The sequence below is a fragment of the Pantoea sp. genome (genome assembly GCF_032114055.1).
Lineage (GTDB): Bacteria > Pseudomonadota > Gammaproteobacteria > Enterobacterales > Enterobacteriaceae > Pantoea.
On the sequence record NZ_DAMCTB010000005.1, the window covers coordinates 209,803 to 229,700 of the forward strand.

Here is a 19,898-nt window from a genome sequence, read left to right on the forward strand (position 1 = left end):
AAACAATTATTCCTGCTAAATACCCAGCAGATGACCGGTTGAGGCAAAAAATGGCTGTACCGTAAGGATAAAACCCGGCAGCTGCTGTTTTGCTGAAGTAAGCCATTGATTAACACAATAAGTCCTGCCCTGCGCGGATAAACGCCGCAGAAAATAAGGGGCTGTGATGCGGTCTGACGTTGGTCATTACGCGCCGAAAAAACGCATCAGAGAAAAAACGCGTCGTCACTTCCGGACAGTGAAAGCGAGTTGGCCTTGAGTTCGGCAAGGGAATGTGCGACACAGTGGGGCAAAATGGCAGAAAATCGGGCCAGACAGTCATTAAGGAGAATCATAGTGTTGTTATCAAAATGGACAGGGGCGGGCGCGGCACTACTGATGGTCCTGATGCCGCTGTTGTCACAGGCCGCCGGGGCCGATCGCACTTATCGCTTCAGCCTGTTGCACACCAATGATGAGCACGGCCATTTCTGGTTCAGCGAGCAGGGCGAATATGGCCTGGCGGCGCAGAAAACCCTGATGGATACGATGCGCTACGATGTGCAGGCCAGAGGCGGGGGCGCCCTGATCCTCTCTGCCGGTGATGTGAATACGGGCGTACCGGAATCTGATGAGCTGGATGCGGAACCCGATTTTCGCGCGATGAACCTGATTGGTTACGATGCCATGACGCTGGGCAATCATGAGTTCGACAAACCGATTGCGGTTCTGCGCAAGCAGGAGAAGTGGGCGCGCTTCCCGCTGCTGGCCGCCAACGTTTATCAGAAAAGCAGCGGTGAACGTCTGTTTAAGCCGTGGGCCGTTTTCAACCGTCTCGGACTGAAAATTGCGGTCATCGGACTGATTACGCCGGACACGGCAAAACTCGCTAATCCCGCTGGCCTGAAAGATACTGAGTTCCGCGATCCTGTCGCTGAAGCGGTGAAAGCGGTGAAAGAGCTGCGTGCAACGGAGAAGCCGGACGTGATAGTTGCGCTGACGCATCTTGGCCACTATGACGATGGCCAGCATGGCAGCAACGGCATCGATGACGTCACCCTGGCGCGCAGCCTGCCGGCCGGCACGATCAATCTGATCGTCGGCGGGCATTCCCATGACGCGGTGTGCATGGAAAAAGAGAACGTCAGCGTAAAAAATTATCAGCCTGGCCAGCCATGTCAGCCTGATAAGCAGAATGGGATCTGGATCATGCAGGCCGACAAGTGGGGCAAATATGTCGGACGGGGTGACTTCACGTTCCGCAATGGTGAGGTGGCGCTGGAGGCGTATCAGCTGGTGCCGGTCAACCTCAAGCATCGGGTAAAAAATGCGGATGGCAGCGAAACCTGGCTTAACTGGCAGGCGGAGATCCCGAAGAATACGGCCATGATGAAGCTGCTAATGCCATTCCAGAAACGGGCAGAAGCGAAGCTAAGCGAGAGTGTTGGCAGCGCCGATGGCAGCTTCAGCGGCGAGAAAGAGCAGGTTCGCTTTCAGCAGACCAGCCTGGGTCAGCTGATTCTGCGTGCGCAGATGGCGCACACGCGAGCCGATTTTGCGGTGATGAGCGGCGGCGGTATTCGCACCTCGCTGAAATCGGGCGCGCTGAACTGGCGTGATCTGTTGCAGGTTCAGCCATTTGGTAATCAGGTGGTGTCGGTCACCCTGACCGGTGCGGAAATTAAACGCTATCTGGCAGTGGTCGCGAACATTCAGCCTGACTCAGGCGGTTACGCGCAGTTTGCCGGCATCGGCCTGACCGCTGATGGAAAAGAGGTCAGTAACGTCACGATTAACGGCAAGCCGATCGACGACGCGCAGCACTATCGCATGGCGACGAACAGCTTCAACGCGGCGGGCGGCGATGGCTATCCGCGACTGGACAATCATGCCGGGTATCTCAACAGCGGCGCCGTTGATGCGCAGGTCCTGCGTGACTGGATCAGGACGCATTCACCGGTGAAAGCCAGCGATTATCAGCCGAAGGGACAGATTGTTTATCTGACTGATGAACAGATCCGGGCCAGGGATGAAGCGGCGGAAAAGGCGCGTAAGCGCAACTATCCCAAAATGATACTGGCGTGGATCTGGCCGTGGGGAAATAACACGGCTGCCTCGCATTGAACGTACCGGGAGGCGCCTGCGCCTCCCGTTTTCGTTACGCCCGGCAGGGGTGACGCTTGATCCAGCGCTCGCGCAGTTTGTCCCAGATCCAGTTGTAGAGCATCGTGTAGGGCAGAAAGAAGAGGAAAAAGACGATTTCCACCAGCAGCGCCTGCCACAAAGAGATGTGCAGCATCGCGGCCGCAATCGGCAGGCCAATCAGGATAAACCCGCCTTCGAATCCCAGCGCATGCACTATGCGCACGCCCGTGCCGCGTTTCTGGCCTGGCGCATAGAGACGATCAAATCCGCTGTTGTAGATCATGTTCCAGAGCATCGCAACGGTCGACAGTATAATCGCCAGCGATCCCATCTGAAACAGGGGCTTATTCATAATCCAGGCCGCCAGCGGCGACACGGTCAGAATCGCCAGCGTTTCAAAACAGACAGCGTGCAGAATACGTTCTTTCAGTGAGCGGGTACGCATGATTCATTCTCCTTCAATAATGCGGCGCATTCTTGCATGCCGGAATGCTAAGATAAAATGACTACCTATCGGAAAAAGCGATGGATTAAATGCGTTACTCCCCAGAATCCCTTGAGGCCTTTATGCAGACCGTGGCGAGCGGCTCTTTCTCAGCAGCGGCACGTGCGCTGAGTAAAAGTCAGTCCACCATCAGCGCGGCGGTCGCCAGTCTGGAAGACGATCTCGGCTTTGCGCTGTTTGACCGCGCAGGGCGTCAGCCGATGCTCACCGAGCAGGGGCGTCGCGTCATCCCACAGATCCAGCAGATCCTGTCGGCGAGCGAGCGGCTTGATGCCCTGGCCATACGGCTGTCGCAGGGCGTCGAGCCGCGCCTCAGTTTTGCCATGTCTGACTTCTGGCAAACCGATCACCACGAACAGCTGCTCAGGCAGTTTGATGCCCGCTATCCGGAGATTGAGCTGGAGGTCATGATTGCTGAGGATGGTGATGTGCTGGATCTGCTGCAGGCCGGGCGGGTCCATCTGGGCGTGGTGCGCGCGCAGCCTGTTCTGCCGGTGGATATCGCGGTGGCACGCCTGCAGGTTGAGGCGCAGATGGCGGTCTTTTTACATCGCGATCATCCGCTGGCCCGGCATAGCGCCCTCAGCGAAAGCGAGCTGGAAGAGGTGCGGCATCTGCGGTTAAACACCTGGGTGGAGGCCGCTGAACCCGTACCGACGGGACGTATCTGGTCAGCGCCGACCTATCTGCTGCTGCTGGAGATGGCGGAGCAGGGATTTGGCTGGACGATTCTGCCACGCTGGCTGGTGAAACAGTTCGGGCATGGCGTCCTGAAGGAGCTGTCGATGCCGGGCTGGCCGCAGCATATCGCGGTGGAGGTCGTCTGGTCACGACGCACGCCACCCGGCCCGGCAGGGCGCTGGATGATCGATCAGCTCTGCGCTCAGCCCCGGGTTTAGTCGTGGCGGGCGATATCAGCAAACGGGGCATCCAGCAGGCTAGCCAGATCGTCAGGCGCCAGTTCAATATCCAGCCCGCGTTTGCCGCCAGAGATAAACATGGCGTCGAAGTCGCGGGCGGAATGGTCGATAACTGTGGGCAGCCGTTTTTTCTGACCGAGCGGACTGATTCCGCCCACCAGATAGCCTGTCACCCGCTGTGCCAGCTGCGGATCGGCCATCTCAGCTTTTTTTGCACCTAATGCTTTGGCCACCTTTTTCAGATCCAGTTGTGTCGGCACTGGCGTCACCGCGACGGCCAGCTGTTTCGCCTCACCATTCAGCGCCACCAGCAGCGTTTTAAATACCTGGCGCGCGTCCAGATTCAGTTTCCGGACCGCTTCATCACCAAAGTGGGTTTCGCTGCTGTCATGCTCATAAGGGTGAAGCGTGAAGCTGACCTTCTGTTTTTCCAGCAATTTTACGGCGGGCGTCATACAGGTTCCTTACTCAGAAAAATCTTATTACGCATAAGCAGGGGAAAAAGATGGCGAAAGTTTGTGCTTTGAGTGAAAATTGGCCGCGCGCCAGCAATCCGATTGCTGAGCGATAACCAGAATCATAAACAACTTCCTCTTTGATGGGCCAATAATATTATCGGCTCTCTTTTTTTCAGGGCCGCTTCAGCATCTCTGGCAGATTATCCTGGCCATAAAGGTGCAGGGCACCGACCGCTACCACATAGTTTCCCGCCGCCAGCGCCTGTAGCCGGTGACACCACTGCGCATTACGCTGTCCGATCAACGTCTCATTCAGGGCCTGGCTGAAGGTGACCGGCAGGGTGATGTCAGGCTGGCGTGGCGGCGTATCCATCCACCAGCTCACCATCATCTGCAGCAGTCGTGCGTTGGTATGCCAATGCTGCAGCGTATCCTGCAACAGTGCCATGCCATCATCCGGCAGTGCGGTCAGCAGGGCGATCTGTGCATCGGCCCCTTCCAGTTCAATTACCGGCTTGTTCAGCCCCTTAGCCACTTGCAAAAGCTGATAATCAATGCCGTAATCCGGGCGCAATCCCAGCATCTGAGCCTGCTGAGCCTGCAGCATCAGCGCAACCTGCCAGGCTGGCAGATGGTCAAACAGGCTCAGGCTGAGGTTCATCTCCTGACACAGCGCGATCAGGGTATCCATTGCGTGACTCTCCAGGCGGGTGGAGAGGGCCGGACGATCGCCGCGATGATCAAAGGGTGAGCCGCCCTGAGTAATATCGGCTTCCACAATCAGCGCATCTGCCTGCTGTAGCTGACGCAGCAGGCGGGCGGGCAGCGGCTGCATATCGCGCGTGCCCATGTGGATGCTGCCGACCAGGTGCAGATAACGGTCACCCAGCCGGACATCCATCGCAGGCCAGCGATAACTCGCGGGAAAAAGCGGGCTGATAAAGCTGCGCAGTGAGCGCCAAATGTTGCCTGACATTCCCGTTCCTTAGCGATTCAAAACCCCATGCTAGCGACTTCAGCGCGTGAAAAACAGCGCTGAAACGGGATTACGGGCGTGGCGGCCGGTAGCGCAGCAGCCGGTTGGCATTGCTGACCACAGTGATAGAGGAGAGCGCCATCGCCGCTCCTGCCACAATCGGGCTGAGCAGGGTGCCGGTCAGCGGATAAAGCACACCGGCCGCGACCGGAATGCCGATGCTGTTATAAATAAATGCGCCAAACAGATTCTGCCGGATATTGCGCAGCGTGGCTGAAGAGAGCGCTAACGCATCCGCTACGCCGTTGAGATCGGCGCGCATCAGCGTAATGCCCGCCGTTTCAATCGCCACATCACTGCCGCCGCCCATCGCAATGCCTACATCGGCCTGCGCCAGCGCAGGTGCATCGTTAATGCCGTCGCCTACCATTGCAACGCGACGTCCCTGCTGCTGTAACTGTGCGATAGCCTCGGCTTTGCCTTCCGGCAGTACCCCCGAAATCACCTCATCGATTCCGGCTTCGTCAGCAATGGCACGCGCGGTCTTCTCATGATCGCCGGTCAGCATCATCAGTCGATGACCCTGCTGATGCAGGCGTTTCAGCGCCGCAACGCTCTCCGGTCGCAGCGCATCGCGCAACGCAATCAGGCCAGTGAGCTGACCCTGCACGGCCAGTAAGACCGGTGTGGCACCCTGTTGCGTCAGGCGCGCTATCTCTGCGTCTGCCGCCCGGCAATCCACGCCATTCTCCTGCAACAGGGCAGCGTTGCCCAGCAGCAGCGTTCTGCCATCGAGCGTACCGCTGACCCCTTTGCCGCGTATTGTACGAAATTGCGTTAATTCAGGAGTGCGGGTCAGTTTCGCTTCATCCACAATGGCTTTCGCCAGCGGATGACCCGAGGTCAGCTCCAGCGCCGCGGCCATCTCCAGCACGGCTTCGCGGCTGGCCCCGTCCCAGGTCAGCACGTCACTGACCTGCGGTGTGCCCGCGGTCAGCGTGCCGGTTTTATCAAAGACCAGGGTGTCGATTTCACTGGCGCGTTGCAGGGCGTCTGCATCGCGTACCAGCACGCCCAGCTCGGCCGCGCGGCCCACACCGGCAATAATCGACATGGGGGTCGCCAGGCCCAGGGCGCAGGGGCAGGCGATAATCAGTACGGTTGTGGCAATCACCAGCGTGTAGGCGATCTGCGGCTGTGGCCCGAACAGATACCAGATCGCACCGCTCAGCAGGGCGATCAGCACCACAACGGGAACGAAAATGGCGGAGATGCGGTCAGCCAGACGCCCGACATCCGGTTTACTGCTTTGCGCCTGTCGCACCAGCCGGATAATTCGCGAAAGGGTCGTGTCATTGCCGGTGGCCCGGGCAATAAAGGTGACTGACCCATCCTGCACCAGGGTGCCAGCAAAAACCTGCGCTCCTGCGCTTTTGGTCTGGGGCACCGCTTCGCCGGTCAGCATCGCTTCATCAAGCCAGGCTTCACCGGCGCTGATTTCGCCATCGACCGGTACCCGGTCGCCGGTGACCAGGCGCAGCGTCATGCCGGATTCGACCGCGCTGACCGGGATCAGCCGGTCACCTTCAGGATCCACCAGGCGTGCCTGAGCAGGCGTCAGATCCAGCAGCCGCTCCAGCGCCTCAGACGATCGCTGACGTGCGCGCTGCTCAAGGGCGTGCCCCAGATTGATCAGACCCAGAATCATCACACTGGCTTCAAAGTAGAGATGGCGTGCCTGAAGCGGGAAAAAGCCAGGCCACAGCACCACGCTGAATGAGTAGATCCAGGCGGCGCCTGTACCGAGCGCCACCAGCGTATCCATGGTGGCGCTGCCATTGCGCAGACTGCGCCAGGCGCTGCGATAGAAATGGCTGCCGGTAAGCACCATGATCAGCAGGGTCAGCGCGCTCAGCACGCGCCAGAGGCCCTGGTTATCTTCAGTGAGCATCATGTTGTCGCCCACCATGCCCCAGATCATCAGCGGCACGCCGAACGCCAATGCGACCCCAGCCTGCCAGCTAAACCGGCGCATCGCGCTGCGGGCGCTGTGCTGCTGCTTTTCACGGCGCTCCTGTTCGTTGTCCACGACCTCTGCACCATAGCCCGCGGCATCGACGGCGGCCACCAGCTGCTGCGGGTCAGCATCCCCCAGCACCAGCGCACTGCGTTCGCCAAGATTGACCCGCGCCTGGCTGACCCCCGGGACCTGCTGCAGCGCCTTCTCTACCCGACTGACGCAGCTGGCGCAGCTCATGCCCTCAATCAGCAGCATGCGAGTGGACTCTGTGTGTTCTGCCGGATAAGAAGCGGACTCCGTTGTCAGCGCCTCCGGCGGCGGCTCCGATGCTGTCAACGGTTCAGGCTTTGGGGAAGCCGCCGGTTTCAGCGTGGCGTGATAACCCGCCTGTTCGATAGTTGCGATCAGCGCAGCGGCGTCCGCCCGACCGGAGACATGCGCCTCCTGCTGAGTGACATCGGCGTGATCAACATCGTCGCGCTGTTCCAGTGCCTCTTTGACACGTTTGACGCAGTGTCCACAGGAGAGGCCATCAAGTGACAGTGAAAGGGTATGTGACATCATCAACTCCCTGGTTAACAGATTTGACCCGCAGGCCAGTTTCGATTCATGCTTAAGCATAAACCTTCCATCAAGGGGAAGGTCAAGGGGACCCGAATGAACATCAGCGATGTGGCGAAGAAGACCGGACTGACCAGCAAGGCGATCCGTTTTTACGAAGAGAAGGGGGTCGTCACCCCGCCGTTACGCAGTGAAAATGGCTACCGTAGCTACAATGCACATCATCTCGATGAGCTGAACCTGCTGCGGCAGGCGCGGCAGGTCGGCTTCACGCTGGATGAGTGCCGCGAGCTGGTGGCGCTGTTTAATAATCCGTCGCGCCACAGCGCGGATGTCAAAGCCCGGACGCTGCAGAAAGCGGACGAAATCGCGGCGCATATCGAAGAGCTTCATGCGATGCGGGCGCGACTGCTGGCGCTGGCAGAAGCCTGTCCGGGCGATGAGGGAGCCGAGTGTCCCATCATCAAAAATCTGGCCGGTTGCGGCCATCAGCGTGGCTGAATACGCAGGGTGATCCCCTCTATGCCCACCACCACGACCGGTGTGCCCGCTGGCAAATCCTGATCTGCCTCCACCCGCCAGCTGCTGTCCCCGATGCGCACATGGCCGGTGCGGTTTTGCAGTGCGTGCTCCAGCGTCAGCTGCAGGCCGATCATCTGCCTGCCACGTGCGTTCAGGGCCGCAGGCGGCTGATGCGTTTCACGCTGGCGCATCCAGCGATACCACAGGAAAACGCAGAGCAGCGTCAGCACGGCAAACAACAAGCCCTGAGTTGTCCAGCTTAGCGGTACAACCCACTCAATGATGCCGACGATGAGTGCGGCCAGCCCGCTCCACAGAAGGTAACCGCTAGTGCCCAGCATCTCCGCTGCCAGCAGTAATCCCCCCAGCGTCAGCCAGAACCAGTGTGGATGCGCAACAATCCCGGCCAGCATCAGCGTGTCGTCTCAGTGCGCGATTCTTTAAGCAGTTCACCAATGCCCGCAATCGAACCGAGCAGACTGCTTGCCTCCAGCGGCATCATCACCACTTTGCTGTTGTTGGCCTCACCGATCTTCTGCAGCGCATCGGTGTATTTCTGCGCCACGAAATAGTTGATGGCCTGAATATCACCCGCGGCGATCGCTTCCGAAACCATTTTGGTTGCATTCGCTTCCGCCTCCGCCTGACGCTCACGCGCTTCTGCCTGCAGGAACGCCGAGGTTCGTTCACCTTCGGCCTTGAGGATTTGCGATTGCTTATCTCCTTCTGCCCGCAGGATCGCCGCCTGGCGTACCCCTTCGGCCGTCAGAATATCGGCGCGCTTGGTTCGCTCCGCTTTCATCTGCGCATTCATTGCCCCTACCAGCTCCTGCGGCGGACGTACGTCGCGGATCTCGATACGGGTGATCTTGACGCCCCAGGGGTTGGTCGCCTCATCCACGATATGCAGCAGACGGGTATTGATGCTGTCGCGCTGAGAGAGCATTTCATCCAGCTCCATGCTGCCCAGCACGGTGCGCATATTGGTCATGGTGAGATTCAGAATCGCCTGTTCAAGGTTGCTGACCTCATAGGCGGCGCGCGCCGGGTCAACGACCTGAATAAAGCAGACCGCATCGATGGTTACATTGGCATTATCTTTGGAGATGATCTCCTGAGAGGGGATATCCAGTACCTGTTCCATCATATTGATCTTACGACCGACACGATCCATGAACGGGATCACCAGGCTTAACCCTGGCGACAGAGTACGGGTGTAACGGCCAAAACGCTCAACCGTCCACTGAAAGCCCTGCGGCACAATTTTAACGGTCGCCCAGACAGCCACCAGCGCCAGAATAATCAGGGCAGGAATTACGGTGATCATATAACCTCCACATTGTCAGAGTGACGGGCCGAGTCGCTTCGGCCCGTGGTGATGCCGGTTAGTAGAGCAGGGAGTAGAGCTGACGACGATAACGGGCGGCCAGTGCATCGCCGGTTCCCAGCGCCGCCAGAATCTCCTGCAGCATTTTACGCGCCTGGCCATCAGCGGCATTGAGATCGGATTTCAGGAAGCTAAACAGCAGCTCCAGGGCCTCTTCGTTCCGGCCAACCTGATGCAGCTGTAACGAGAGTTTAGCAGCCAGCCCGGCGTTAGTCGGGTCGGCCTCCAGTTCCGATTGCAGCTGCTGAATCTCTGGCGTGTCCGCGGCCTGCTTCAGCAGGTCGATCTGCGCCATCAGGCTCTGATAGCGGGTATCCTGATCCTGAAGCGGGACCACCTTCAGTACCGCTTCCGCTTCATCGCTGCGGCTCAGCGTAATCAGCACCTCAGCCAGCAGGAAACCAATCTCGCTGGACTGATTGCTCAGCTGCCACGCCTCTTTCAGCAGCGGCAGTGCCTCCAGCGGTTTACCATCCTGCATCAGCAGCATCGCCTGCTGTGCCTTCAGCTCTTCTTCACGCGGCAGGACTTTTTCCAGCAGGGCGCGGATCGCCTCTTCCGGCTGCGGCCCCTGGAAGCCATCAACCGGCTGGCCATCCTGGAACAGATAGACGGTCGGAATGGAACGCAGACCAAACTGTGCTGCCACCCGCTGCTCTTTGTCACAATCCAGTTTTGCAAGAATAAACTGTCCCGCGTACTCCTGCGCCAGGCGCTCCAGCACCGGCGTCAGTTCCAGACAGTGCTGGCTGCGCTCAGACCAGAAGTAGAACAGCACCGGCAGCTGCATCGACTGCTCAAGGGTCTGCTGCAGGTTAGATTCGTTGATGTCGACGATCGAAGCATGTGGTGACATGAATAAGTCTCTTTGCAAAAAGTGTTCTAAGGATATGGGGCCAACTGGCCCGGCTTCAAGCGCAATTACACCTGGTGAATCAGTGGTTGCGCAAAATGCGATCCAGCATCCAGCCCGGCAGTAACCTCTTCAGCAGGCTCATGACGTGTGCGACCACGGTCACCGGATAGCGTAAACGCGGATGATGACTCTCGAGTGCGTGACGCAGTTTAGGCAGAATAGCCTCTGGTGGCAGGGTAAAGCGCGCCGCGATGCCGGGATTGCGCACCGGATTATGCTGTTCACCCTGGGTCACGTTGTCGGTAAAGCGGGTCTGGATCGGGCCGGGCTCAATCAGGCTGACCCGAATCCCGCTGCTGCGTACCTCAAGCCGTAGCGCATCGCTCCAGGCCTCCAGCGCATACTTACTGGCGGCATAGGCGCCCCGACCCGGCGTCGAAATCAGGCCCAGCACGGAACTGGTGTTAATAATGCGGCCATCGCCACTGGCCTGCAGGGCCGGTAAAAGCCGCAGGGTCAGCTGATGTACGCCAAAGAAGTTGCTGGAAAACTGCTGTTCAAGCTGCTGGCGTGAAAGTGTCCGCAGCGGGCCATAAAGGCCAAACCCGGCGTTGTTAAATAGCGCCGCCAGACGGTTGTCGCAGAGCGCAAGCACGGTATCTGCCGCCTGATCCACGCTCTGCGGATCGTCCAGATCCAGCTGTAAGCCCGTAAAGCCCAGCGTGTTCATGCGCTGGACATCGTCCGCTTTGCGGCAGGCGGCGATGACCCGATACCCCCGCGTCAGCAAATCCTGCGCGGCAACCAGGCCAATTCCGCTGGAACAACCTGTAATGAGAATGGTTTTTTGCATTTCTTTACCCTTTTTGCGCATCCAGGCGCACTATGGCTGCTTAACTAAGGGAGCCAATTCTTTTGCCATCAACCCGGCGATAAACGGCTGGGCATCGGGATTGGGATGAATGCCATCCTGCTGCATCCACTCGGGTTTCAGGTAGACCTGCTCCATAAAGAAGGGGACCAGAGGAATGTTGTGCTGCTGCGCTAAGCCGGAATAGATACGGCTGAACGCCTCGGTGTAGCGGCGGCCATAGTTAGCGGGCAGACGGATCTGCATCAGCAGCGGTTTGGCATCGGCGGCTTTGATATCGTCGATAGCCTTGCTCAGCGTCTGCGCAATGGTATCGGGCGGAAAGCCGCGCAGACCATCATTACCGCCCAGTTCGATTAACACCCACTGGGGCTGATGCTGTTTTAATAGGGCGGGCAGACGCGCCAGCCCCTGTGCGGCCGTATCACCGCTGATGCTGGCGTTGATGACTTTCGGTTTCTGTTGCCACTGTTTATCCAGCAGGCTGGGCCAGGCCGCCGTGGCAGACATGCGATAGCCTGCGCTCAGGCTGTCACCCAGCACCATCAGCGTATCGGCAGCCGCGAGACGCGACACCAGCAGAAGAATCAATAACAGGAAAGGATAATGCCAGCGGAAAACATTGTTGAAGTTCATCATCTTACTAAGTCCGTCGGTCAGGGAGAGCATCAGTTAACCATCCTTACCGGAGTTGAGTTGGTTGTCAAACCAGCCGAGACCATTGCACTGATTGGCGAGTCCGGTTCCGGCAAGTCTACTCTGCTGGGCATCCTGGCGGGTCTGGACGACGGCAGCAGCGGTGAAGTTCATCTGCTGGGGCAGCCGCTGCATCGGATGAATGAAGAGCAGCGCGCGGCCCTGCGTGCTAAACAGGTCGGTTTTGTATTTCAGTCTTTTATGCTGGTGCCCACCCTGAATGCGCAGGAGAACGTGCAGCTGCCTGCACTGCTGCGGGGTGACAGCGATCGTCAGAGCCGGGAACAGGCGCGCGAGCTGCTGACGCTGCTCGGACTGGGTGAACGTCTGCACCATCTGCCCGCGCAGCTTTCAGGAGGCGAGCAGCAGCGGGTCGCACTGGCCCGCGCCTTCAGTGGCCGTCCGGGCCTGCTGTTTGCTGATGAACCGACCGGCAATCTCGATCGCAAAACCGGTGACCGCATTGCCGATCTGCTGTTTTCCCTGAACCGCGACTTCGCCACGACCCTGATTCTGGTAACGCACGATGAGCAACTGGCGGCGCGCTGCGACCGTCGCCTGCGGCTGCGTGATGGCAAACTGTGGGAGGAGCAATGATCTGGCGCTGGTTCTGGCGGGAGTGGCGGTCGCCTTCGTTGCTGATTGTCTGGCTGGCCCTGACGCTGGCGGTCGCCTGCATCCTGGCGCTGGGGTCGATCAGCGATCGCATGGAAAAGGGACTGAATCAGCAAAGCCGTGATTTTATGGCGGGCGACCGCACGCTGCGCAGTAGTGCGGCTGCGCCGGAAGCCTGGCTGGCGAAAGCGCGCGAAACCGGCCTGACGGTGAGTCGTCAGCTGACTTTTATGACCATGACCTTTGCCGGTCAGTCGCCGCAGCTCGCCTCCGTCAAGGCGGTGGATGACGCTTACCCGATGTTTGGCACGCTGCAGACTCAGCCGCCGGGTCTGAGGCCGCAGGCGGGGACCGCCCTGGCTGCACCCCGGCTGATGGCGCTGCTGAATCTGAAAGTGGGCGATATGCTGGAGGTCGGAGACACCCAACTGCGCATCAGCGGCGAGGTGATCCAGGAGCCGGATGGCGGCTTTAACCCCTTTGAGATGGCGCCGCGTCTGCTGATCAACCAGGTCGATGCCGCAAAAACCGGGGCGATTCAGCCGGGCAGTCGACTCACCTGGCGCTACAAATTTGCCGGCGAACCCGATCAGCTGGCCCGCTATGATCGCTGGATTGAACCGCAGATCAGGGCAGATCAGCGCTGGATCAGCACAGAGAACTCAGAGGATGCGCTGGGGCGTTCGATGCAGCGTGCGCAGCAGTTCCTGCTGCTGTCGGCTTTGCTGACGCTGATGCTGGCGATTGCGGCCGTGGCGGTCGCCATGAGTCACTACTGCCGTAGCCGCTACGATCTGGTGGCGGTACTGAAAACGCTGGGCGCGACGCACGGCGCGCTGCAGCGACTGATCATCGGTCAGTGGCTGGCGGTGCTGCTGCTGGCGGCGATAGCCGGCGGCCTGGTCGGACAGGGCGTGGAGGCAGTCCTGATGACGATGCTGAAACCGGTACTGCCCGCCAGCTTACCGGCGGCCAGCCTCTGGCCGTGGGTCTGGGCCCTGGGCTCGCTGTTTGTGATTTCACTGCTGGTGGGACTGCGCCCTTATCGCCTGCTGCTGGCGACACAGCCGTTGCGGGTGCTGCGGCGTGATGCGGTTGCCCGCCTCTGGCCGCTGAAGTTTTATATGCCGGTGATGGCCGCGGTTGTCATCGCGCTGTTAGCCCTGCTGGTGGGTGGCAGTAAGATGCTCTGGGCGCTGCTGGCGGGTGTGGTGGTGCTGGCGGGCTTACTGGCCATCACTGGCTGGGGCGCGTTGCTGTTACTGCGACGGCTGGTGGTGCGCAGGCTGGCCCTGAGGCTGGCAATCAACCGGTTGCTGCGCCAGCCCGGCATGACGCTGAGCCAGCTCGCGGCCTTTTCGCTCTCGTTTATGCTGCTGGCCCTGCTGCTGGTGATGCGGGGCGATCTGCTGGATCGCTGGCAGCAGCAGTTACCGGCCGACAGTCCGAACTTCTTCCTGCTGAACATCACTGCAGATCAGGTGCCGCAGGTGCGGGATTTCCTGCAGGCGCACCAGATTAAGCCCGAAACCTTCTACCCGATTGCCCGGGTACGGCTCAGTGAGCTTAACGGTAAACCGGCCGATCCTACGCGGGATAATGCCCTGAATCGCGAACTTAACCTGACCGCACTGGCCAGGCGTCCGGATCACAATCCGCTGGTGGCGGGTCACTGGCCGCCAGGTGCAGGAGAAGTGTCAATGGAGGTGGAACTGGCAGAGCGTCTGGGCGTGAAGCTCGGTGATACGCTGACGTTTGAAGGTGATACGCAGACTTTCAGCGCCCGCATCTCCAGCCTGCGTAAAGTGGACTGGGAGAGCCTGAAGCCGAACTTCTTCTTTATTTTCCCGCCGGGGGCGCTGGACAGCCAGCCGCAGACCTGGCTTACCAGCTTCCGCATGGCGGCCGATCCTGCGCTACTGGCCCAACTGAATCGCGCCTTTCCGACGCTAAGTCTGCTGGACATCGGCAGTATTATGCGGCAGATCGGGCAGGTACTGACGCAGGTCAGTCAGGCGCTGGAGATCATGGTGGTGCTGGTCACCGCCTGCGGTCTGCTGCTGCTGCTGGCGCAGGTTCAGGTCGGGATGCGTCAGCGCCGGCAGGAGCTGGTTGTCTGCCGCACGCTGGGGGCCGGTAAGCGCCTGCTGCGCACAACGCTGTGGTGTGAATTTGCCCTGCTCGGTGTGGTTTCCGGTGTGGCGGCGGCGATGGGGGCAGAGGCGGCGCTGTGGGGATTGCAGACCCGAATCTTTGATTTCCCCTGGCAGCCTGACTGGACGCTCTGGCTGGCGCTGCCGTTGTGTGGCGCACTGCTGTTGTCACTCTGTGGTGGCTGGCTGGGAATCCGGTTACTGAAAGGGAAGGCACTGTTCAGGAAGTTCGATGCGGCGTAAGGGATAGCCGGATTTAAGCCTCATCCGGACTGCATGTAGCCAGCATCCGGTCGTCCTCCGGAACGCACCCGTTATCCGCAAGCGGATAACGGGAAACAGAGAGCAGGGCGTCACGCACCAGGGGTAAAACGCCGGGCGCGTTTCTGAACGATGCAAAACGCCGGGCGCGTTTTTGAACAACGCAACGTGCTGGCCCTTCGCGGGCGCACCTCAGGGATGAGATGCGCAATCATCCCTGCCGGGCTGGCAGGGAGGCCGTTTTTGCGAGGGTTTACCGTTACCCGCGTCTTCCTGTGACTGACAGGTAACGGCTCCATCGCGCTGTGCTTTTTTGCTGCCCTTAAGCCATCATCAGGCTTAAGTGCGGGAGATTACAGCCTCTCAACCGCCCATGCGATTCCGCTGGCATACTCTGCGGGCAGTTGCGGCACCAGCGCCTGCAGCGCCGCCTTAAGCCGCTCTGTGTCGCTGTCGGTCAGATTGAGATGGCCTACCTTACGGCCCGGACGCACCTCTTTGTCATACCAGTGCAGATGCACCAGCGGCTGCTGCAGCCAGCTGAGATTCACATCGGTGCCAATCAGGTTGACCATCGCCGACGGCGCAAAGACTACCGGCTGCGGCAGCGGCAGGCTGAGAATGGCGCGCAGATGCAACTCAAACTGGCTGATTGAAGCGCCGTTCTGCGTCCAGTGGCCGCTGTTATGGACACGTGGCGCCAGCTCATTGATCAGCAGGCCGTCAGGCGTGACAAAGCACTCCATCGCCATCACGCCAACATAGTTCAGCGCCTGCATAATCGCACTCAGCATCGCTTCGGCCTGCTGCTGCTGAGCCCGATCCACCTGGGGCAGGGCGACGCTGGTGCGCAGAATGCCCTCCTGATGCAGGTTGTGCGTCAGCGGATAGAACACGACATTGCCATCGTGACCGCGTGCGCCTACCAGCGAGACTTCACCGGAAAAGTTGATGCCCTGTTCAACGATGCATTCGCCGTAACAGGCATCCGGCAACTGGTGCGTATCCGCGGCGCGCAGACGCCACTGACCGCGTCCGTCGTAACCGCCAGTGCGGCTTTTTACAATCGCCAGCTCGCCCAGTGTGGCAAACACCGCGGGCCATTCGCTTTTATCCGCCAGCAACTGCCAGGGCGCGGTGGCCAGGCCAAGCTCGTCCAGCAGCTGCTTCTGCGTCAGGCGATCGGCCAGACGCGGAAAAATATCGCGGTTAACAAAGGCCGGATGGCGGGCCAGTTCACGCGTCAGCGCGGTCTCCGGCCAGCGTTCGATTTCCGCTGTGATCACGCTGTCGGCGATCGGCAGGGCCGCAGGATCGGCGTCTAGACCCACCGGATGAACGGCAATCCCCAGGGGTTCCCCCGCCTGGCGCAGCATACGGCCTAACTGACCGTTGCCCAGTACACAAACCGGCTTCATGCCTCCTCCCGTGGATCGGGATGGTTAAGCACCTCATCGGTCTGGCTCTGACGCCAGGTCTCGAGACGTGACGCCAGCGCACTGTCATGCAGCGCCAGAATCTGCGCCGCCAGCAGGGCGGCATTGGCGGCCCCGGCTTTACCGATTGCCAGCGTGCCGACCGGAATACCCCGCGGCATCTGCACGATCGAGTAGAGGCTATCCACGCCGCTCAGCGCTGCGCTCTGCACCGGTACACCCAGCACCGGCACCAGGGTCTTGGCTGCCAGCATTCCCGGCAGATGAGCTGCGCCACCCGCGCCCGCAATAATTACCTGAAAGCCGTTGTCCGCTGCGGTTTCGGCGAAGCTGAACAGTTTATCCGGGGTACGGTGTGCAGAGACCACTTCAACATGAAAAGGGACGTCCAGGCTGGTAAGAATGTCAGCGGCGAACTGCATGGTGGCCCAGTCACTTCTGGAACCCATAACAATGGCGATGCGAGCCGGGGCGTTGGATGACATGCGGTCAACTCCTGTGGATGAACAAACAGACCTGGCCGGGCGGACAGGTTTTGAAGGGCACAGAGAATAACATGACAGCGGCGGAAGGAAAACGGTTGCGTCGCGCTTAATGCCGTCGGTTTAACGGCAGATCAGAAGTCAAATTCGATGAGCTGAATGCCGCTGGCGTCGAGCTGAATCATGGAACCCCGCTCATGCCAGGCACCCAGTACGGCACGCTGTGCCGTTTCTCCCTGCACTTCCAGCGTATGAATCGCCGGGCGGTGCGTGTGGCCGTGAATTAACAACGCTACCTGCTGGCGCAGCAGGGCAGAAATGACCGCATCCGGGTTCACATCCATAATGCTCTGTGATTTGTGCTGGTTGGCCTGCTTACTGTCGGCCCGCATCCGCGCAGCAATCCGCTTGCGGATCCGCAGTGGCAGCGCCAGAAAGAGCCGCTGGATCCAGGGCTTGTGCACTTTGGCGCGAAAGCGCAGATAACCCGCATCGTCTGTGCAGAGCGTATCACCGTGCATGATCAGCACGCGCTGACCATAGAGCGTTAACACCTGCTCTTCCGGCAGCAGCGTCATGTTGCTGGCGCATGCAAAGCGGCGACCCAGCAGGAAATCGCGATTGCCATGGATAAAATAAACCGGCACCGGCAGGGCGCGCAGGGCATCGGCAACCTGCTGATGCAGCGGATTGGGATCGTCATCGCCTATCCAGGCTTCAAACAGATCGCCAAGAATATAGAGCGCGTCACAGTGGGGCGCTTCGCGCGCTAAAAAATGCAGAAAACCGGCGGTAATCGCCGGTTCTTCCTGACACAGATGGAGATCTGCGATAAACAGGGTGCGCGACATTACTCGCTGACGGTCACTTTCTGGATAACAACGTCATCCTTTGGCACATCCTGATGCATGCCGCTGCGGCCGGTTGAAACCGCTTTAATCTTCTCAACCACATCCATGCCTTCAACCACTTCAGCAAACACGCAGTAGCCCCAGCCCTGAACGCTTTCATCACGGAAGTTCAGGAAGTCGTTGTCAGCCACGTTGATGAAGAACTGTGCGGTCGCAGAGTGCGGCGCAGAGGTACGTGCCATAGCCAGCGTACCTTTGGTGTTTTTCAGACCGTTGTTCGCTTCGTTTTTGATTTCAGCTTTGGTTTCTTTCTGCTTCATGCCCGGTTCGAAACCGCCGCCCTGGATCATAAAGCCGTTGATGACACGGTGGAAAATGGTGTTGTCGTAAAAACCTTCACGGCAGTAATCCAGGAAGTTCTGTACGGTGGCCGGCGCTTTATCATCGAAAGTTTTGATTACGATATCGCCATGGTTCGTCTGGAAAGTTACCATTTTTGTTGTCCTGTAAAGGTTGTGATCAGTAGCTGAGGTCGCTCTGTTAATTGGCGTACCCCTTTTAGTCGACGGTTCTTATATCATAATTTCCGATGACGCGTCAGCAGCGCGGCGCAGTTGGCTTGCTTTGCGTCGCGCGAGCGATAAAAATACGGCACAATGTCTGGCTAGTTAAAAGTATCAACCACACGCGAAAACGGAACCGTTCAATGCTTAAGATTTATAACACCCTGAGTCGACAGAAAGAGGAATTCAGACCCATTCATGCCGGTAAAATCGGGATGTATGTTTGCGGCATCACGGTGTATGACCTCTGTCACATTGGTCATGGGCGGACGTTCGTGGCGTTTGATGTAGTGTCGCGCTATCTGCGCTACCTCGGTTATGAGCTGAACTATGTGCGTAATATTACGGACATCGATGACAAGATCATCAAACGTGCTAATGAAAATGGCGAAAGCATCGAAACTCTGACTAATCGTATGATCGGCGAAATGCATAACGATTTTGCTGCGCTGGGGATTCTGCCACCCGATGAGGAGCCACGCGCAACCCGCCATATCGCGGAGATTATTGCGCTGGTGGAAACGCTGATCGCACGCGGGCACGCTTACGTCGCGGAAAATGGCGACGTCATGTTTGATGTCCTCAGTGATACCGACTACGGCGCGCTGTCACGTCAGGATCTGGAACAGCTGCAGGCGGGCGCACGGGTCGAAGTGGCCGATGTGAAGCGGAATCCGATGGATTTCGTGCTGTGGAAAATGTCTAAAGCGGACGAGCCCGCCTGGCCATCACCATGGGGCAATGGTCGTCCGGGCTGGCACATCGAGTGCTCGGCGATGAACTGCAAACAGCTGGGGAGCCATTTCGACATTCACGGCGGCGGCTCTGACCTGATGTTCCCGCACCATGAAAACGAAATCGCCCAGTCGAGCTGCGCGCATGATGGCCCTTACGTCAATTACTGGATGCACTCCGGCATGGTGATGGTCGATCGCGAGAAGATGTCAAAATCGCTCGGCAACTTCTTCACCGTGCGTGACGTGCTGCAACACTATGATGCGGAGACGGTGCGTTACTTCCTGATGTCCGGTCACTATCGCAGCCAGCTCAACTATGGCGAAGATAATCTGAATCAGGCGCGTGCGGCGCTGGAGCGTCTCTACACGGCGTTACGTCACACCGACAGCAGTGTTCCGGCCAGCGGTGGTGAAGCGTTTGAAGCGCGATTCCGTGCGGCGATGGATGATGACTTTAATACGCCGGAAGCCTACTCGGTGCTGTTCGACATGGCGCGTGAGGTTAACCGCCTGAAAAGCGAAGCGGGCGCCTCGGCCGATGCCCTGGCGTCGAAGCTGCGCGAGATGGCCAACGTACTGGGCATCCTGCAGCAGGATCCTGAGCTGTTCCTGCAGAGTGGGGCGCAGGTGAATGATGAAGAGGTTGCCGAGATTGAGCATTGGGTGAAAGCCCGTGCCGATGCGCGTGCCGCCAAAAACTGGGCGGATGCCGATATCGCCCGCGACAAACTCAACGCGCTGGGCGTGATTGTCGAGGATGGGCCACAGGGCTCAAGCTGGCGTCGGAAATAAAGTGGAAAGGGCGAGCCATCGCCCTTTTTTTGACGACCAGCGGGCAGGTCGCCTCTGTTCTCTTAACGTGCTGGCGGGCTGATACCGCGCAAACGGGCAGGGCTGACGCGGG

General features: G+C 59.2%; 19 protein-coding genes. 6 read left to right on the top strand and 13 right to left on the bottom strand.

Going from position 1 to position 19,898, the window contains the following annotated elements; genetic code table 11:
* Positions 1–378: 378 nt before the first annotated feature.
* Complete coding sequence (gene ushA / locus RT657_RS10970) at positions 379–2,103, top strand: bifunctional UDP-sugar hydrolase/5'-nucleotidase UshA (RefSeq protein WP_409520991.1); 1,725 nt, start codon at positions 379–381, stop codon at positions 2,101–2,103.
* A 34-nt stretch (positions 2,104–2,137) separates the two neighbouring features.
* Here ushA and RT657_RS10975 read toward each other — a convergent pair whose 3' ends face one another.
* A complete protein-coding gene (locus tag RT657_RS10975) occupies positions 2,138–2,569 on the bottom strand; it encodes a multidrug/biocide efflux PACE transporter (protein ID WP_313654484.1) in 432 nt (143 codons plus the stop codon).
* 89 nt (positions 2,570–2,658) lie between these two features.
* Between RT657_RS10975 and RT657_RS10980 the strand changes: the two genes are divergently transcribed.
* A complete protein-coding gene (locus tag RT657_RS10980; RefSeq protein WP_313654485.1) occupies positions 2,659–3,528 on the top strand; it encodes a LysR family transcriptional regulator in 870 nt (289 codons plus the stop codon).
* Here the strand turns inward: RT657_RS10980 and ybaK are convergent.
* From ybaK to copA, 3 genes are all read right to left on the bottom strand, one after another.
* Positions 3,525–4,004: a Cys-tRNA(Pro)/Cys-tRNA(Cys) deacylase YbaK gene (ybaK, locus tag RT657_RS10985; protein ID WP_313654486.1), complete on the bottom strand. Its 480-nt coding sequence runs from the start codon at positions 4,002–4,004 to the stop codon at positions 3,525–3,527. The genes RT657_RS10980 and ybaK overlap by 4 nt on opposite strands.
* A gap of 175 nt (positions 4,005–4,179) precedes the next feature.
* Positions 4,180–4,983 (bottom strand): TraB/GumN family protein, encoded by an 804-nt coding sequence (locus RT657_RS10990; protein WP_313654487.1) that lies wholly within the window; start codon positions 4,981–4,983, stop codon positions 4,180–4,182.
* Positions 4,984–5,053: 70 nt separating this feature from the next.
* The gene (copA, locus tag RT657_RS10995) at positions 5,054–7,564 is read right to left on the bottom strand and encodes a copper-exporting P-type ATPase CopA (RefSeq protein ID WP_313654649.1); all 2,511 of its coding nucleotides are present in this window, start codon (positions 7,562–7,564) and stop codon (positions 5,054–5,056) included.
* Between the two features lie 96 nt (positions 7,565–7,660).
* Here copA and cueR point away from each other — a divergent pair, with 96 nt between their 5' ends.
* Entirely contained in the window at positions 7,661–8,065 is a 405-nt protein-coding gene (gene cueR, locus RT657_RS11000) for a Cu(I)-responsive transcriptional regulator (protein WP_313654488.1), read from the top strand.
* Here the strand turns inward: cueR and RT657_RS11005 are convergent.
* From RT657_RS11005 to tesA, 5 genes are all read right to left on the bottom strand, one after another.
* The gene (locus tag RT657_RS11005) at positions 8,053–8,499 is read right to left on the bottom strand and encodes an NfeD family protein (RefSeq protein WP_313654490.1); all 447 of its coding nucleotides are present in this window, start codon (positions 8,497–8,499) and stop codon (positions 8,053–8,055) included. The two genes, cueR and RT657_RS11005, sit on opposite strands and share 13 nt — an antisense overlap.
* Positions 8,499–9,413 carry an SPFH domain-containing protein gene (locus RT657_RS11010; RefSeq protein WP_313654491.1) on the bottom strand — a complete coding sequence of 305 codons (915 nt, stop codon included), beginning with the start codon at positions 9,411–9,413 and terminating at the stop codon, positions 8,499–8,501. Before RT657_RS11010 ends, RT657_RS11005 begins: the two co-directional genes overlap by 1 nt.
* Positions 9,414–9,471: 58 nt before the next feature.
* Entirely contained in the window at positions 9,472–10,329 is an 858-nt protein-coding gene (locus RT657_RS11015; RefSeq protein ID WP_313654492.1) for a co-chaperone YbbN, read from the bottom strand.
* 79 nt (positions 10,330–10,408) lie between these two features.
* Positions 10,409–11,182, bottom strand: a complete 774-nt coding sequence (locus tag RT657_RS11020; protein ID WP_313654494.1) for an SDR family oxidoreductase — start codon at positions 11,180–11,182, stop codon at positions 10,409–10,411.
* 30 nt (positions 11,183–11,212) lie between these two features.
* Positions 11,213–11,839, bottom strand: a complete 627-nt coding sequence (tesA, locus tag RT657_RS11025; protein ID WP_313654496.1) for a multifunctional acyl-CoA thioesterase I/protease I/lysophospholipase L1 — start codon at positions 11,837–11,839, stop codon at positions 11,213–11,215.
* Here tesA and ybbA point away from each other — a divergent pair.
* Positions 11,807–12,493, top strand: a complete 687-nt coding sequence (gene ybbA / locus RT657_RS11030; protein ID WP_313654498.1) for a putative ABC transporter ATP-binding protein YbbA — start codon at positions 11,807–11,809, stop codon at positions 12,491–12,493. The genes tesA and ybbA overlap by 33 nt on opposite strands.
* A complete protein-coding gene (gene ybbP, locus RT657_RS11035) occupies positions 12,490–14,907 on the top strand; it encodes a putative ABC transporter permease subunit YbbP (RefSeq protein ID WP_313654499.1) in 2,418 nt (805 codons plus the stop codon). The genes ybbA and ybbP overlap by 4 nt, the downstream gene beginning before the upstream one ends.
* 371 nt (positions 14,908–15,278) lie before the next feature.
* Here the strand turns inward: ybbP and purK are convergent, their stop codons facing one another.
* The 4 genes from purK to ppiB all read right to left on the bottom strand — a co-directional run bounded on the left by purK (position 15,279) and on the right by ppiB (position 18,188).
* Positions 15,279–16,343, bottom strand: a complete 1,065-nt coding sequence (purK, locus tag RT657_RS11040; RefSeq protein ID WP_313654501.1) for a 5-(carboxyamino)imidazole ribonucleotide synthase — start codon at positions 16,341–16,343, stop codon at positions 15,279–15,281.
* Positions 16,340–16,846, bottom strand: a complete 507-nt coding sequence (gene purE / locus RT657_RS11045) for a 5-(carboxyamino)imidazole ribonucleotide mutase (RefSeq protein WP_313654503.1) — start codon at positions 16,844–16,846, stop codon at positions 16,340–16,342. The genes purK and purE overlap by 4 nt, the downstream gene beginning before the upstream one ends.
* 131 nt (positions 16,847–16,977) lie before the next feature.
* Complete coding sequence (gene lpxH, locus RT657_RS11050; protein WP_313654504.1) at positions 16,978–17,694, bottom strand: UDP-2,3-diacylglucosamine diphosphatase; 717 nt, start codon at positions 17,692–17,694, stop codon at positions 16,978–16,980.
* The gene (gene ppiB / locus RT657_RS11055) at positions 17,694–18,188 is read right to left on the bottom strand and encodes a peptidylprolyl isomerase B (RefSeq protein ID WP_111138987.1); all 495 of its coding nucleotides are present in this window, start codon (positions 18,186–18,188) and stop codon (positions 17,694–17,696) included. The genes lpxH and ppiB overlap by 1 nt, the downstream gene beginning before the upstream one ends.
* 212 nt (positions 18,189–18,400) lie before the next feature.
* Here ppiB and cysS point away from each other — a divergent pair, with 212 nt between their 5' ends.
* The gene (gene cysS / locus RT657_RS11060) at positions 18,401–19,786 is read left to right on the top strand and encodes a cysteine--tRNA ligase (protein WP_313654505.1); all 1,386 of its coding nucleotides are present in this window, start codon (positions 18,401–18,403) and stop codon (positions 19,784–19,786) included.
* The last annotated feature ends 112 nt before the right edge of the window (positions 19,787–19,898 follow it).